This window comes from Streptomyces sp. NPDC031466 (assembly GCF_055581265.1).
The window spans coordinates 687,144-701,913 of sequence record NZ_JBVIJT010000001.1 but is presented as its reverse complement, the minus strand read 5'-3'; the positions used below and the strand labels follow the sequence as shown (position 1 = coordinate 701,913).

The following is a 14,770-nucleotide window of genomic DNA, read 5'->3' as shown; positions in this document are numbered from 1 at the left end:
CGGACACCGTACGACTGGCATAGCGTGAGGCTCCGACACCTTGTCCTGAGGAGGAGCCGCCCGTGCCCCAGTTCGACCTGCCCCTCGACGAACTGCGCCGTTACCGACCGGAGTTGCCCGAGCCCGAGGACTTCGACGCCTTTTGGGAGAAGACGCTGTTGGAGGCCCGGCAGCACGATCTCGGCGTACGGTTCGACGCGGTGGAGCTGCCGTTGAAGGGCGTGCGGGTCCTCGACGTCACATACGCCGGATTCGGCGGGCACCCCGTGAAGGGCTGGCTGGTCCTGCCGGCCGGCGCCGAGGAGCCGCTGCCCGCCGTCGTCGAGTACATCGGATACGGCGGCGGACGCGGTCTGCCGCACATGCACCTGCTGTGGGCCGCGGCCGGCTACGCGCACTTCGTCATGGACACCCGGGGCCAGGGCAGCGGAGGCTGGGCGCAGGGCGACACGCCGGACCCGGTGGGCAGCGGGCCCGCCCACCCCGGGTACATGACGCGCGGCATCGAGGACCCGCACGAGTACTACTACCGGCGCCTGTACGTCGACGCGGTACGCGCAGTCGAGGCGGCGCGCGCCCATCCGCTCGTGGACGCCTCGCGGGTCGCCGCTCTCGGCGTCAGCCAGGGCGGCGGCCTCGCCCTCGCGGCCGGCGGTCTCGTGCCCGACCTGGCCGCCATCGCCTCCGACGTGCCGTTCCTGTGCGACTTCCCGCGGGCGACGACGCTCACCGACCGGATGCCCTACCGGGAGATCGGCCTGTACCTGAAGGCCCGGCGGGGCGGGGAGGAGCGCGTCCTGCGGACGCTCTCCTACTTCGACGGCGTGCACTTCGCCGCGCGGGGCCGGGCGCCCGCCCTGTTCTCCACGGCCCTGGAGGACCAGACCTGCCCGCCCTCCACGGTGTTCGCCGCCCACAACGCCTATGCGGGCAGCGAGCGTTCGATGGAGGTCTACGGCTTCAACGACCACGAGGGTGGCGGCCCCTACCAGCAGCAAGTCCAACTCCGGTGGCTCGCGGGGCATTTGAGGCCCTGAACCCGCAACTCCCTTTCGATGACCGGCTCTTGTCATGGATTGGTCCGACCGGCTAGCTTGCGGGCTTGTCGTGTGTCCGCTGTGCGCAATCCGTGATGACGTGTGTCCGAGGGGGCTCGCCATGGCCGTACGGGGCCGGCATCGCCGGTATCAACCGAACCGCATCAACCGCGCGTCCCTCACGGTCACCGCGGGCGGCGCCGGCATGGCGCTCCCGCTGACCGTCGCGGGCGGGGCCGGCGCCGCCGGCGTCGACACCTGGGACAAGGTGGCGGCCTGCGAGTCCAGCAGCAACTGGAGCGTCAACACCGGCAACGGCTTCTACGGCGGCCTCCAGTTCAAGCAGTCCACCTGGGAGGCGTACGGCGGCACGGTCCACGCGCCGCGCGCCGACCGGGCCACCAAGAGCCAGCAGATCGCCGTCGCCGAGAAGGTCCTCGACGCGCAGGGGCCCGGCGCCTGGCCGGTGTGCTCCGCGAAGGCCGGCCTCACCAGGGGCGGCGGTACGCCCGAGGTCGCCGAGGCCCGCGCCGCGAGCAAGCCGCGACCGGCCGAGCGGGCGACCGAACCGGCCAAGCGCGACGTCAGGGACGTCAAGCCGGAGGTGACCCCGCAGTCCACCGCCGGCAGCGCGCGGATGTACACCGTCGTGCGCGGCGACACCCTCTCCGGGATCGCCGACGAACGCCGGGTGCGGGGCGGCTGGCAGCGCCTGTACGAAACCAACCGGCGCGTCATCGGGGACGACCCCGATCTCATCACGCCGGGACAGCGGCTCTCCGTGCACGTCCAGGGTTCTCGCGCGCCCCAGCGGACGGACAAGGCCGAGCGGCACACCGACGACCGGGCCCGGCAGCGGGCCGCCGACAGGAAGGCCGCCGACAGGAAGGCCGCCGAGAGGCAAGCGGCGGAGAAGAAGGCCGCCGAGAAGAGGGCCGCCGAGAAGACGCGGGAGAAGCCGCGGGCCTCCCGCCCCGCGCCCCGCACCGAGAAGGCCAGGCCCGCCCCGCCGTCCGCCGCCTCCGCGCCGGTCGCCGCGTCGCCCAGCACGCCGTACCGCGCCGCCGGCGGTTCCTGGTCGAAGGGCTACCACACCGGCGTCGACTTCCCGGTGCCCACCGGGACCTCCGTGAAGGCGATCGCCGCCGGGCGGGTCGTCTCGGCGGGCTGGGGCGGCAGCTACGGCTACCAGGTGGTCATCCGGCACGCCGACGGGAAGTACAGCCAGTACGGGCATCTGTCGGCGCTCTCCGTGAGGGCCGGGCAGCAGGTCGGCGCGGGGCAGCGCATCGCCCGGTCCGGCTCCACCGGCAACAGCACCGGCCCGCACCTGCACTTCGAGGTGCGGACGGGTCCCGGCTTCGGTTCCGACATCGACCCGCTGGCCTACCTGCGGGCCCGCGGCGTACGCATCTGAAGCGGGCGTACGCACCCGAGACGGACGTACGCAGCTGACCGCGGGCGTACGTATCCGGGTCCAGGCCCCTCAGGACACCATGCGTTCGCGGTGCCTGGGGTGCCGGTGCGCGGCCCGGCGACGCGTCCGCTCCACCCGAGCCACCTGCGCGGCCCGGGACGACGGGGCGGGCTGGGACGGCACGGCCGGGAGCGCCTCGTACGCGAGGCGCGGTCCGGCCTGCACGGGCCCGGGCACCGGTCGCGGCGCGGCCGACTCGTCCCGCGCCGCAGGCAGTCCCGCGCCCTCGGACACGGTCTCGCCCTCGGGCACGGTCCCGGAGGCGGTCGAGGCCTCCCGGGCGATCCGCTCGGTGGTCAGCAGGAGCAGGCCGCCCCCGGCGACGATGCCGCAGCCGAGTGCCAGGACGGCGCCCAGGGTGCCGTAGCGGAAGGTCTCCTCGAAGAGGGTCAGGCCGACCGCCGCCGCGACCACCGGGTTCACGACCGTCACCGTCGCCAGCGGCGCCGCGAGGCCCGCACCCCGGTACGAGGCCTGCGAGAGCAGCACCCCGGCCGCCGCCAGCACCGCGATCACGCCGAGACTCGGCAGCTGCCGGACGAGCGCTGCGTCCTGGCCCCAGTCCACCGCCACGGTCTTGGTGAAGACCGAGGCGATGCCGAAGGCCGCGCCCGCCGCACAGGCCAGGAGCACGCTGCGCACCACGGGGTGGCGGTGGGCGGCGTGCGCCGCCACCGCGAGGGCCAGCACGCCGCCGCCCGTGATCAGGGCCAGCAGCAGGCGGTCGGCACCGCCCAGTGACCGCGAGTCCGCCGCCGAGGTGAGGGAGAGGAGCCCGGCGAGCCCCACCGTCGCCATGACCGCGCCGCGCCACGCGGTGGCCCCGGCCCGGCGGCGCACGAACACGGCCGCCATGGGCAGCGCGAAGACGATGGTCAGGGCGCCCAGCGGCTGCACGAGGCTGAGCGGGCCGTAGGCGAGCGCCACGACGTGCAGCAACGCGCCCAGGCCGTTCAGGGCGATCGCGGTCCACCAGGCGCCGCGGCGCAGCGGCGCGTACCGCTGGTCCGGGGTCGTCGCCGCGACCCGCTCCTGCAGGATCGCCCCGCCGGCGTACGCCACGGCGGAGACGAGGGAGAGCAGCACGGACAGCGCGAGGGCACTCATGAGGTGCTCCGCGGCGCGCGGTGCGTCCGGTGGTCCCGGCGAGGCGAACGGTCGGCTTCCATGGTTACTACGATGCCGCGTGAATCAGCCCGCGTCGTCGTCCCTGAGCAGGCACTGGGTCCTACTGCCGATGGAGTACGCCCGCGGCCGCGTCCTCCCCAGGGCGGGGAGCCGTCTCAGGGTCGAGGGGGAGGCGCCGGGCGGCGCGGACGGCCACCCCGGCGGCCACGAGCGGCGCGCGACTTGCTGTACTGCTGTCATGACCACCCGTATCGACCTGGCAGAACTCCGCTCCGTCGGCGGCTTCTTCGCCCTGCGGCAAGGGCCCGCGCCCGAGGGCGCCGTCGCGCTCTCGCAGGTGTACGCGCCGCCGACGGGCCCGGACCCGCTGTCCCTGCGCGTCGCCGAGGTCGCGCGGCGCCTCGGCGCCCGCGAGGAGCGCGTCGCGGTCTCCGTGGCGCACCTGGGGCTCGCCGCCCGGCTCTGGTCGATCGGGCTCGGCTGCGCGGCGCTGTACGGCGCGGTGCCTGACCTCGACCCCGCCCGGCTGCACTGGGACGCGCAGGGCACCTCGCCGGACGACCTGTGGCTCGGTGACGTACGCGCCCTGCCCGTCGGCGCGGACACGCACGCGGCCGCCGCGACCGTACGGGACGTCGTGCAGCACACCCATCTCGCGCCGCTCGCCGAGGCGTTGCGCGCCCGGTACCGGATCTCCGCGGGGCTGCTGTGGGGCAACGCGGGCTCCGCGCTCGCGGGCGCCGCGCGCGAACTGCGCGGCTGGGCGGTGCGGGAGCGGCACGAGGGCGTGGGCAAGCGGGCCCTCGGCCTCGCCGAGGCGCTGTTCGACCACCCCGACCTGCGCACCACCGGCACCCTGGACCCCGCCGCCTTCCGGCGCCGCAGCTGCTGCCTCTACTACCGCTGCCCCGGCGGCGGCGTGTGCGGCGACTGCTGCTTCGAACGGCCGCCGACGCGGTCTTCCCCCTGAGCCGTGTCTGGGTGACCATGAGGGGGCGTGGCCGACCTCAGGCGGACGACGGAGGGTTCTCCGTGAAAGTGGGACTGCTCACCCGGGAGTACCCGCCCGATGTGTACGGCGGCGCGGGCGTCCATGTCGAGTTCCTGGCAAGGGAGTTACGCTCCCTCGTCGACCTCGACGTGCACTGCTGGGGCGACGGCGCGGGCGACGGTGTGCTGCGGCACCGGGCCTGGCCCGCCCTCGGCGACGCCAACGAGGCGCTGCGCACCTTCTCCGTGGACCTCGCGATGGCCGCCGCGCTGGACGGCCGCGAACTGGTCCACTCCCACACCTGGTACGCCAACCTCGCGGGCCATGTCGGCAAGCTCCTGCACGACATCCCGCATGTGCTGACCGCCCACTCCCTGGAGCCCCTGCGCCCCTGGAAGGCCGAGCAACTGGGCGGCGGATACGCCCTTTCCCGCTGGGCCGAGCAGACCGCCGCCGAGTCCGCCGACGCGGTGATCGCGGTGTCCGGTGCCATGCGCGAGGACATTCTCGCCTGCTACCCCGCACTCGACCCGGCGAAGGTCCACGTCGTGCACAACGGCATCGACACCGAGCTGTACCGCCCCGACCCGCGCACGGACGTCCTGGAGCGGCTCGGCATCGACCCCGGGCGTCCCTATGTGCTGTTCGTCGGGCGCATCACCCGGCAGAAGGGCGTACCCCACCTGCTGCGCGCCGCCCGCGCCCTGGACGACGGCATCCAGCTCGTCCTGTGTGCCGGAGCGCCCGACACCCCCGAGACGGACGCCGAATTCCGGCTCCTCTTCGAGGAGTTGAGCCGTGCCCGCGTCGGCGTCCGATGGATCCCCGAGATGCTGCCCCGCCCCCAGGTGATCCAACTCCTCACGCACGCCGCCGTGTTCGTCTGCCCCTCGGTGTACGAACCGCTGGGCATCGTCAACCTGGAGGCGATGGCGTGCGGCACAGCCGTCGTCGCCTCCCGGGTCGGCGGCATCCCCGAGGTCGTGCAGGACGGGGCGACAGGGCTGCTCGTCCCGTACGAGCCGAAGTGCCCCGAAGGCTTCGAACGTGATCTCGGGGCGCTGCTGAACGAACTGGCCGGTGACCCAGGGCGGGCCGCGGCGATGGGAGCGGCCGGACGCCGCCGCGCCGAGGGGGAGTTCGGCTGGGGCGCCGTGGCCCGGCGCACGGTGGAGGTGTACGAGGAGGTCCTGCGCGCCGGCGGGCGGCCCGACGGCCGACGGATCATCGGCGAGACCCATCAGGTCGACAGGTAGGAGACTGGGATGCGCGGTGGTCCTTCGGTGCTCGGCATCGTGCTCGCGGGCGGGGAGGGGAAGCGGCTGATGCCGCTCACCGTCGACCGGGCCAAACCGGCGGTCACGTTCGGCGGGACGTACCGCCTCGTGGACTTCGTCCTGTCCAATCTCGTCAACGCCGACATCCTGCGCGTCTGCGTCCTGACGCAGTACAAGTCGCACTCCCTGGACCGGCATGTGACGACGACGTGGCGCATGTCGAGCCTGCTCGGCAACTACGTCACCCCCGTGCCCGCCCAGCAACGCCTCGGCCCACGCTGGTACTTGGGCAGCGCGGACGCGATCCTGCAGTCGCTCAACCTCGTCCACGACGAACAGCCCGACTACATAGCGGTGTTCGGCGCCGACCACGTCTACCGCATGGACCCGCGGCAGATGCTCCAGCAGCACATCGACAACGGCGCGGCGGTCACCGTCGCCGGCATCAGGGTGCCGCGCGCCGAGGCGCCCTCCTTCGGCATCATCACGCCCGCGCGCGACGGGACACGCGTCGAACGCTTCCTGGAGAAGCCCGCCGACCCGCCGGGCCTGCCGGACGCCCCGCACCAGGTCTTCGCCTCCATGGGCAACTACCTGTTCACCACGAAGACACTCGTCGACACGCTCCAGCAGGACGCCGAGGACGAGGAGTCGGCCCACGACATGGGCGGCTCCATCCTGCCCCTGCTCACCGAACGCGGCCTCGCCCAGGTGTACGACTTCGACGCCAACCACGTCCCCGGCGAGACCCTGCGCGACCACGGTTACTGGCGTGACGTCGGCACCCTGGACTCGTACTACGACGCCCACATGGACCTGATCTCCGACCAGCCCGTCTTCAACCTCGACAACCGGAACTGGCCCATCTACACCCACTCCAGCGGCCTGCCCCCCGCCAGGTTCTGCGCGGGCGGCATCGCCGGGGAGTCGATCGTCAGCCCGGGGTGCGTCATCCGCGGCCAGGTCACCCGCTCCGTGCTCTCGCCCGGTGTGACCATCGAGGAAGGGGCGGTCGTGCAGGGCTCGGTGCTGCACCACAACGTACGGGTGGGGCGGGGCGCGGTGGTCCGCGGCGCCGTCCTGGACAAGAACATCGACGTGCCGCCGGGCGCGACCATCGGCGTCAACCCGGAACGCGACGAGGAGCTGTACACGGTGTCGAAGGCCGGGGTGATCGCGCTGGGCAAGGGGCAGCGCGTCGAGTGAGCGTCCGCTGACCCTCGGTAGCGCCTCCGGTGGCCGTGTGCGGCATGCGTGGCGGCACGGGTTTGGTGACCGGGCCCGGAGCTACGTAAAGTTCCGCTTTTGGAGCTTCCGCGGACGACCAGGCGCGCCGCGGCACGGAATGACACGAGGGCAACGGCGATGACGGTGACAGACGAAAGCCAGGAGGAGACCGTCGCGTACGGTCCCGGCATCGACCCGGACCGTCTCGCCGTCTGCCTGAGCGTGCTCGACGAGCTGGACAAGCTGGACGTCGACCACCCCGACGCCATCGCGGTGCGCCGGGCGACGGCCGGGATCTACCGCACGGTCAAGCAGCGCCGCCGCCAGGAGCGCCGTGCCGCCAAGACCGCCCACGACCGGGCGGTCACCGAGGCCACCGCGACCGGCTCCGCCGACCGCATCGACGACGAGACGGCCGGCGTGCTGCCCTCCTCCTCGGCGCAGGGCGAGATCGCGGGGATACTCCAGCGCCCGCGTTCCTGCTACACCTGCAAGACGCGGTACGTCGAGGTCGACGCGTTCTACCACCAGCTCTGCCAGGCGTGCGCCGCCGAGAACCGCGCGCGCCGCGACGCCCGCACCGACCTGAGCGGCAAGCGCGCCCTGCTCACCGGCGGCCGCGCCAAGATCGGCATGTACATCGCGCTGCGTCTGCTGCGGGACGGCGCGCACACCACGATCACCACCCGCTTCCCGAGCGACGCGATCCGCCGCTTCAAGGCGATGCCCGACAGCGACGAGTGGATCCACCGGCTGAAGATCGTCGGCATCGACCTGCGCGACCCGGCCCAGGTCGTCGCGCTCGCCGAGTCGGTCGCCGCCGAGGGGCCCCTCGACGTACTGATCAACAACGCCGCGCAGACCGTACGCCGTTCCCCGCAGGCCTACAGCGAGCTGGTCGCCGCCGAGTCCGCGCCGCTGCCCGCCGGTGAGCTGCCGGCCTCCGAGGTGATCGGCACCTTCGGCTCCGGCGCCGTGGCCGCGCTGCCGGTCGTCGGGGGTGGCGCGCTGACCGCCGACGACGTCACCGGACTCGCCCTGGTCACGGGGTCGGCGTCCCTGGAGCGCATCGCGGCCGGTACGGCGATCGACGCGGGCGGCCTGGTACCGGACCTGCACGACACCAACAGCTGGGTCCAGACCGTCGACGAGGTCGGCCCGGTCGAACTGCTCGAAGTCCAGCTGTGCAACTCCACGGCGCCGTTCATCCTCATCAGCCACCTGCGGCCCGCCATGGCGGCGGCCGCCGCGGCGAACGACGAGGGCCGCGCCTACATCGTGAACGTCTCCGCCATGGAGGGCGTCTTCGGCCGCGGCTACAAGGGCGCGGGCCACCCGCACACCAACATGGCCAAGGCAGCCCTGAACATGCTGACGCGCACCAGCGCGCAGGAGATGTTCGAGAAGGACCGCATCCTGATGACGGCGGTCGACACCGGCTGGATCACCGACGAGCGCCCGCACCCCGACAAGATGCGCCTCGCGGAGGAGGGCTTCCACGCCCCGCTGGACCTGATCGACGGCGCGGCCCGGGTCTACGACCCGATCGTGCGCGGCCAGGCCGGCGAGGACCTGTACGGGGTGTTTCTCAAGGACTACGCGCCCGGCAAGTGGTAGCCGTCACAGCAGGTCGCGACACCCCTGGTCCGGGCCCCTTCCGCTGTCCGGAATTTGCCTGGTCTTGAGCTTCCATCGAGCACAGGCGCGCTCATTTGGTTAACCTGGGTCGAACGGGTGGCCACGAGGGATCCACAAGCATCCCTCGGCCGCCCCGGGGACAGGCCGGCGACCACGGCTGCGGTCCCGCCACACATCGGCGCCACCGCGACCGTACTGCCCTTGTCCTTCCGTTACGCGACACAAAGGAGTGCGCGGTGACACCAGAACTGACGAAGCACGAAAAACGACCGGCGGAACGCGGCGGCGAGCGGGCCGTGAGACCCCACAAGCTCCGCAACCTGGAGGCGTGGTCCAAGGCGGCCCCCATTCGCCTCGCGGGCTACGAGGACGACCTCGCCGAGCCCCACATCCTCCCTGGTATCGACTGACCGGTACCGCTCCGGTCCGTCTGCTTCGCCCTGCGCCCCCCGCCCCCACGGCGAGGGGCGATGGCGCGTGCGGGTCCTGTCTGCGGGGCCGGCGGCCGGCCCGGACGGCCGTCCCCTCCACGGCCGTCCGCTGCCCGCCGCCATCTCCCGTCAGTACCCAGCGGCCACCGGGTGATTCATGCGAACGCCACCTTCGTCCGCGGACGTCCCCTTGTTGCCGCCGCTTCCCGCCGGGGATGATGGGACGTCCCGGACGGTGCGGGAACGCTCGCCCACGGAGACGACAGGGGCGCCATGGCCGGCAGAGATCAGCACGTCACGGGTTCGTGAACGCGTCCGCCGCCGAGGAGGGCGAGGAGCGGCGGGTCCGCGTCGAAGCGAGCGCCCACGACCAGTCCCGTGTGTACATGGCGGGACGGGACCTGCACCACATCACGTATGCCGCTCCCGCACCGGTGACCGCGCTCCACACCCTGCCCCGGGATGTCGCGGCCTTCACCGGCCGGGATCAGGAACTGCGTTCGTTGCTGCGGGTCGCGGACACGGGCGAGGCGAGAGTGGTGACCGTTCACACGGTGGACGGGATGCCGGGGGTCGGCAAGACCGCCCTGGTGACGCGGGCGGCACACCTGCTGGCCGACCGCTTTCCCGACGGCCGGCTCTTCGTCGACCTGTACGGTCACACTCCTGGGCAGCCCGCCGCCGAGTCGGCCGACGTCCTCGCGACGCTGCTGTACAGCGTCGGTGTCGCTCCCCAGTACCTCCCCGACGGCCTCCAGGCGCGCTCCGCCCTGTGGCGTGACCGGCTGGCCGGCAAACGGGTCCTGCTCGTGCTGGACAACGCCGTGGGCGTCGCGCAGGTCGAACCGCTCCTGCCGGCGTCCGACGGCTGTCTCGTCCTGGTCACCAGCCGCCGTCGGTTACTGGCTCTGGACGGGGCCAGGCCGCTCTCCGTCGAACCGCTGCCGCCCGACACCGCCGCCGCCCTGTTCACCCGGGTGGCCCGCCGCGCACTCGATGCGACGAACGCCGGCGGGGTCGCGGAGGCGGTGCGTCTGTGCGGGTTCCTTCCCCTGGCCATCACCCTGCTGGGAGCACGGCTCGCCCACCACCCCGCCTGGGCTCTCACGGCCTTCCTCGAAGAGTTCGCGGCCGCCCAGGACAGGCTGGGGGAACTGGAGGCGGGGGACCGCGCGGTGCGCGCCGCCTTCGACCTGTCCTACCTCGTGCTGCCCGCCGAGAGACAGCACCTGTTCCGCCGCCTGGGCCTGCACCCGGGGCCCGACCTGGACCTGTACGCCGCCGCCGCTCTCGGCGAGCGCCCCCTGACCGTCGTACGCCGGCAGATGGAAGCCCTCTACGTCGATCACCTGGTCGAGTCCCCCGCGCCGTACCGCTATCGCACCCATGACCTCCTGCGCGCGTACGCCGCGACGCTGGCCGCGGGCGAGCCCCGCGCCGACCGGGCCCAGGCGCTGGAGCGCCTCTTCGGCCACTACCGGCGTGCCGCCCACCGAGCGGACCAGAAGCTCACGACCACGCCGCATCCCGGCGACGGCGGCCCTTCCGACGCGGGCGCGCAGACGCCGGCCTTCGAAAGCCGGGAACAGGCCCTGGCCTGGATGCGCACCGAACGCCCCAACCTGCTGGCCTGCGTCAAGAAAGGGCTCACCGGTCCGCTGCCCTCGGACGCCGTGTCGCTCACCCATCTCATGGCTGCCTTTCTGCACCGCGAAGGCCCTTGGCCGCAAGCAGTCGAACTGCACCGGGCCGCGGCCGCCGCCGCACGGGACCACGACCCCCATGACGAGGCGAACGCCCTGCGCGACCTCGGGCGCGCCCTGCAACTGGCCGGCGACTACGCGGCCGCGGAACCCGCGCTGGCACAGGCGTTGGAACTCTTCCGCACCGCGCGCGACCCTCTGGGCGAAGCCAACACGCTGCGCGACCTCGGGTGGGTCAGACAGGTCACCGGGGACTACGCGGGCGCACAGCCCCTGTTGGACCAGGCGCTGCGGTTGTACCGCACGCAGAACAACCGCCTCGGCGAGGCGAACACGCTGCGGACGCAGGGCTGGGTCGGCCAGCTCACCGGCGACTACGCCACCGCCACGGCCGTCCTGGCACGAGCGCTGCGCCTCTACCGGGCACTGGGTGATCGCAACGGCGAGGCCAACACCCTGCACGACCTCGGGCGGTTGCGACGAGCCACCGGAGACTACGAAGCCGCCGCCGAGTCGCTGGAAGAGGCCCTCGCCGTCTTCCGCGCGCTGGGCACCCGTTTGGGCGAGACCAATACGCTGTGGGCCCTCAGCCGCGTACGGGAAATGACCGGTGACTACGCCTCAGCGGCCGGACTCCTGGAGGAAGCGCTCGCTCTGTACCGGGAGTTGAGCGCTCCCATCGGCGAGGCCCACGCCCTGCGCAACCTCGGCCAGGTGCGGCTGCTGACAGGGGAGTACGCGTCCGCCTCCGCCGTGCTGCACGAGGCGCTGCGGCTCTTCCGCTCCCTCGGCGCCCGGCACGGTCAGGCCAATACCCTGCGCAGCCTCGGCCGGGTCCGGCTGCGGACAGGGCACCACGAGGAAGCGGCCGCCTACTTGACCGAGGCCCTCGCCCTGTACCGCGCGTTGGGAGCCCGCCCCGGCGAAGCCCACACCCTGCACGGCATCGGTGTGGCCCGCCACCGCATGGGAAGCCTCTGCGAAGCCCTCGACCTGCTGGACCTGTCTCTCGGCCTGTTCAAGGACATGGGAGATCCGCAGGGCGAGGCGGAGGTGATGAACAGCAGGGGAGCCCTTCTCGCCGAGACCGCGGGGCCGCGCCCCGCCCTGGATGCACACCTGGCGGCGTTGCGCCTGGCGCGCCTGGTGCGCAGCCCCTTGGACGAGGCGCACGCACTCGAAGGAGCGGCCCACTGCCGGGAACTCGACGGACGACGACAGGCCGCCCTCGCCGATCTGCGGCACGCGGTGACCATCTATACGCGGATCGGCGCCGCCGAAGCCGACGCCGCGGCCACCCGCCTGGCCGCCCTTGAGGCGGAGCGGCCCGACGGGGGGTGAGTCCCCCTGGTCGTCGGGCGGGAGCGAAGATCACGCATTGACACGGGCGGGAGCGGGTGACTGTAATGGTGCCCGTGCCGCGTGGCGCCGACCAAAGAGCAGTGGGCAGGCCGGCGATCGGGCGAGCACCTTCACTCAAGGACGACGCCGATGGACACGTCGTGAGTTCACACCCCGGGGCCTTCGCCTGACCGACGCGCCCTCGCGCGCCCGGGTCACGCCTTCCCCGAGCACCCCGGCCACGCCTCGCATGCGTGGCGTTCCCTCATCCCGCACCGCGCACGACGCGGCACCGAACACCCTGTACGGAGACCTGACACCGTCATGCCCACACCCTTCGACCAGTCCGTCATCGCGGAGTTCCGCGCCGGCGGCGGCAAGGTCGGCGGCCCCTTCGCGGGCGGCGACCTCCTCCTGCTCACCACCACCGGCGCGAAGTCCGGCAGGCGGCACACGACCCCGCTCGGTCACGTCCGCGCCGACGGCCTCCTGCTGATCGTCGCCTCACACCTCGGCGGTCCGCGCCACCCCGACTGGTACCACGACATCCTCGCCCACCCCATGGTGACCGTCGAGCTGGGCACCGAGGAATTCGAGGCGGTCGCCGTCCCCGCCGAGGGAGAGCGGCGCGAGCGCCTCTTCGAGCGGGTGCTCGCCGCCGCGCCCGGATACGGCGACCACCAGCGGACGGACCGGATCCCGCCGGTCGTCGTCCTCGAACGGCCCGCACACGCGGCCGGCATCCCCGACCGGGCCGGGAACTTCGCGGAGAAGATGACGCAGGTCCACCTCTGGCTGCGCGGTCAGCTGCGCCACGTACGCGAGGAGACCGAGGCCCACTTCGCGGCGCTCGCCGCCCACCAGGGGCCGGGAGCTCCGCCGCGACCGGGGCTCGGACTCCAGATCCGCCAGCACTGCCTGGCGTTCTGCGACGCGCTGGAGTTCCACCACACCGGCGAGGACGCACACCTCTTCCCGACCATGGCCGGTTACCACCCCGAGCTGCGCGAGACCTTCGACCGGCTGGCGGCACAACACCGTGCGATCGCCCGTCTCCAGGGTGAACTGGCGGCGCTCCTCGCCCGCGTCGGCGGCGCGGACCCGGAGCTGTTCCGCGCCCAACTGGCCCGCATGTCGGACGAGTTGAACCGCCATCTCGACCACGAGGAGGAGGCGCTCCTGCCGATCCTGGCGCACCTGCCGTGGCCGCCCGGCCCGCCCGCTTCCTCCGGCCCGCCGGGGGACGTCAGCTAGCCGCCGTCCGTTCGGTGCCGGGCAGCCTCGGCCGGTGCGAGGCGCCCGGCGTCCGGCCCGCGGCGGTGCGGGCGGCGAGGTCGTCGACGACGTCGTGCAGGCTGCCCCCGCGGGCGTGTACGGCGCGCTGGCGTTCGGCGCCACCGCCGTGCGCGAGGAGGTGGCGCAGCACTGCCCGGACCCGGGGCAGTTCGTGATGCTCCTCCAGAACCGGCCTGACGTGCTCCACAAGCCGTCTGACCTGGTGAGCGACCGGCACGAGCCGGTTGGTCCGAGGGTCGAGGCCCTGGCCGCTCAGACCGTCGCGGGCACAGCGCCAGTACGCGGCCCGCAGCAGCGCCTCCTCCATGGCGGGCCCGGGGTCGCCGCCCCGCACCCGCTCCAGGGCCCGGACGACCAGCGCCCGCACCAGCACCGCGAAAACCGCCGCCTCCTCGACGGTCGCGGGCACGTCCATCGCCCTGATCTCCACGGTGGGCAGATGCGCGCACGGCCGCACGTCCCAGTACAGAGAGCGTTCCCCACGGGTCGCGCCGGCCTCCTGGAGCGTGACGGCGAGCGCGTCGTAATGCGCGGCCGAGGAGAAGTACGGCGGGGGACCGGCCACGGGCCAGCGCGCGGAGCCGAGCGTGCGCCAGCTGCAGTAGCCGCTGTCCCGTTCCTCCCAGAAGGGCGAGTTCGCCGAGAGCGCCACCAGGACGGGCAGCCAGGGCCGCAGGTGATTGCCGACCAGGACGGCGTGCTCCCGGTCGGGGACCTGGACGTGCACGTGCAGCCCGCAGAAGGCGAAGGTGTCGTACAGGGAGCGGTACATCTCGAACTGGGGGAGGTAGTGCGGGTCACCGTTGAGCGGTACCGGCGTGCGCATGCCCAGCAGCGGGGTGCCCGAGGCGACGGGACGCAGGCCCTCCCGCGCCGCCGCGGCGACCAGGGCACCGCGCACCCGTCGCAGCTCGTCGCGGAGCCCGTCCAGGGTCCCGCAGGGGGGTGTCTTGCCCTCCACCTGGTACGCGGAGGCCTCACCCGACACCAGGTCCCCGAGCGCCGGCCTCGCGCGGGCCAGGACCAGGGGCGCCGCCGCGGCCACGGTGCGCTGCGAGGCGTCGACGAGGAAGTACTCCTCCTCGACACCGACGGTGGGGAAGTGGTCCGCCATGCGTCGTGTCCTTCCGCCGATGGGAGCGAGGCATGTTCGTCCACCTTCCTCGCCCGTGGGCCGTGCCGCGCGCCCGGTGCGGCCGGGAGCATGACCCGGCCCCGGCCCGG

11 protein-coding genes are annotated in these 14,770 nt (G+C 73.1%); 9 read left to right on the top strand and 2 right to left on the bottom strand.

The window, feature by feature from the left end; all coding sequences use genetic code 11:
- Nucleotides 1-62 precede the first annotated feature (62 nt).
- Both ACZ5GP_RS02550 and ACZ5GP_RS02545 read left to right on the top strand, forming a co-directional pair.
- The gene (locus ACZ5GP_RS02550) at nt 63-1,037 is read left to right on the top strand and encodes an acetylxylan esterase (RefSeq protein WP_468749003.1); all 975 of its coding nucleotides are present in this window, start codon (nt 63-65) and stop codon (nt 1,035-1,037) included.
- Between the two features lie 121 nt (nt 1,038-1,158).
- Nucleotides 1,159-2,454: a transglycosylase family protein gene (locus ACZ5GP_RS02545; protein WP_468749002.1), complete on the top strand. Its 1,296-nt coding sequence runs from the start codon at nt 1,159-1,161 to the stop codon at nt 2,452-2,454.
- A gap of 69 nt (nt 2,455-2,523) precedes the next feature.
- Here ACZ5GP_RS02545 and ACZ5GP_RS02540 read toward each other — a convergent pair whose 3' ends face one another.
- Nucleotides 2,524-3,621, bottom strand: coding sequence for a DMT family transporter (locus tag ACZ5GP_RS02540; protein ID WP_468749001.1), 1,098 nt, complete (start codon nt 3,619-3,621; stop codon nt 2,524-2,526).
- A 259-nt stretch (nt 3,622-3,880) separates the two neighbouring features.
- Between ACZ5GP_RS02540 and ACZ5GP_RS02535 the strand changes: the two genes are divergently transcribed.
- The 7 genes from ACZ5GP_RS02535 (at nt 3,881) to ACZ5GP_RS02505 (ending at nt 13,504) form a co-directional block, all read left to right on the top strand.
- Entirely contained in the window at nt 3,881-4,612 is a 732-nt protein-coding gene (locus tag ACZ5GP_RS02535) for an IucA/IucC family C-terminal-domain containing protein (protein ID WP_468749000.1), read from the top strand.
- 62 nt (nt 4,613-4,674) lie between these two features.
- Nucleotides 4,675-5,889: a glycogen synthase gene (gene glgA / locus ACZ5GP_RS02530; protein ID WP_468748999.1), complete on the top strand. Its 1,215-nt coding sequence runs from the start codon at nt 4,675-4,677 to the stop codon at nt 5,887-5,889.
- A gap of 9 nt (nt 5,890-5,898) precedes the next feature.
- Complete coding sequence (glgC, locus tag ACZ5GP_RS02525) at nt 5,899-7,116, top strand: glucose-1-phosphate adenylyltransferase (protein WP_468748998.1); 1,218 nt, start codon at nt 5,899-5,901, stop codon at nt 7,114-7,116.
- Nucleotides 7,117-7,275: 159 nt separating this feature from the next.
- Entirely contained in the window at nt 7,276-8,754 is a 1,479-nt protein-coding gene (locus ACZ5GP_RS02520; RefSeq protein ID WP_358908831.1) for an SDR family NAD(P)-dependent oxidoreductase, read from the top strand.
- 257 nt (nt 8,755-9,011) lie between these two features.
- Nucleotides 9,012-9,185, top strand: a complete 174-nt coding sequence (locus ACZ5GP_RS02515) for a hypothetical protein (protein ID WP_358585063.1) — start codon at nt 9,012-9,014, stop codon at nt 9,183-9,185.
- 326 nt (nt 9,186-9,511) lie between these two features.
- On the top strand, nt 9,512-12,250 hold the full coding sequence (locus ACZ5GP_RS02510; RefSeq protein ID WP_468748997.1) for an ATP-binding protein: 2,739 nt from the start codon (nt 9,512-9,514) through the stop codon (nt 12,248-12,250).
- A 324-nt stretch (nt 12,251-12,574) separates the two neighbouring features.
- Entirely contained in the window at nt 12,575-13,504 is a 930-nt protein-coding gene (locus ACZ5GP_RS02505) for a nitroreductase/quinone reductase family protein (RefSeq protein WP_468748996.1), read from the top strand.
- On the opposite strand, the gene ACZ5GP_RS02500 is transcribed toward ACZ5GP_RS02505, so the two are convergent.
- A complete protein-coding gene (locus tag ACZ5GP_RS02500) occupies nt 13,497-14,660 on the bottom strand; it encodes a carboxylate-amine ligase (protein WP_468748995.1) in 1,164 nt (387 codons plus the stop codon). The genes ACZ5GP_RS02505 and ACZ5GP_RS02500 overlap by 8 nt on opposite strands.
- Between the last annotated feature and the right edge of the window lie 110 nt (nt 14,661-14,770).

Coding starts and splice junctions, on each gene's coding strand:
- ACZ5GP_RS02545 (WP_468749002.1), top strand. CDS start 1,159: ATGGCCGTACGGGGCCGGCATCGCCGGTATCAACCGAACCGCATCAAC.
- ACZ5GP_RS02540 (WP_468749001.1), bottom strand. CDS start 3,621: ATGAGTGCCCTCGCGCTGTCCGTGCTGCTCTCCCTCGTCTCCGCCGTG.
- ACZ5GP_RS02535 (WP_468749000.1), top strand. CDS start 3,881: ATGACCACCCGTATCGACCTGGCAGAACTCCGCTCCGTCGGCGGCTTC.
- glgC (WP_468748998.1), top strand. CDS start 5,899: ATGCGCGGTGGTCCTTCGGTGCTCGGCATCGTGCTCGCGGGCGGGGAG.
- ACZ5GP_RS02520 (WP_358908831.1), top strand. CDS start 7,276: ATGACGGTGACAGACGAAAGCCAGGAGGAGACCGTCGCGTACGGTCCC.
- ACZ5GP_RS02505 (WP_468748996.1), top strand. CDS start 12,575: ATGCCCACACCCTTCGACCAGTCCGTCATCGCGGAGTTCCGCGCCGGC.
- ACZ5GP_RS02500 (WP_468748995.1), bottom strand. CDS start 14,660: ATGGCGGACCACTTCCCCACCGTCGGTGTCGAGGAGGAGTACTTCCTC.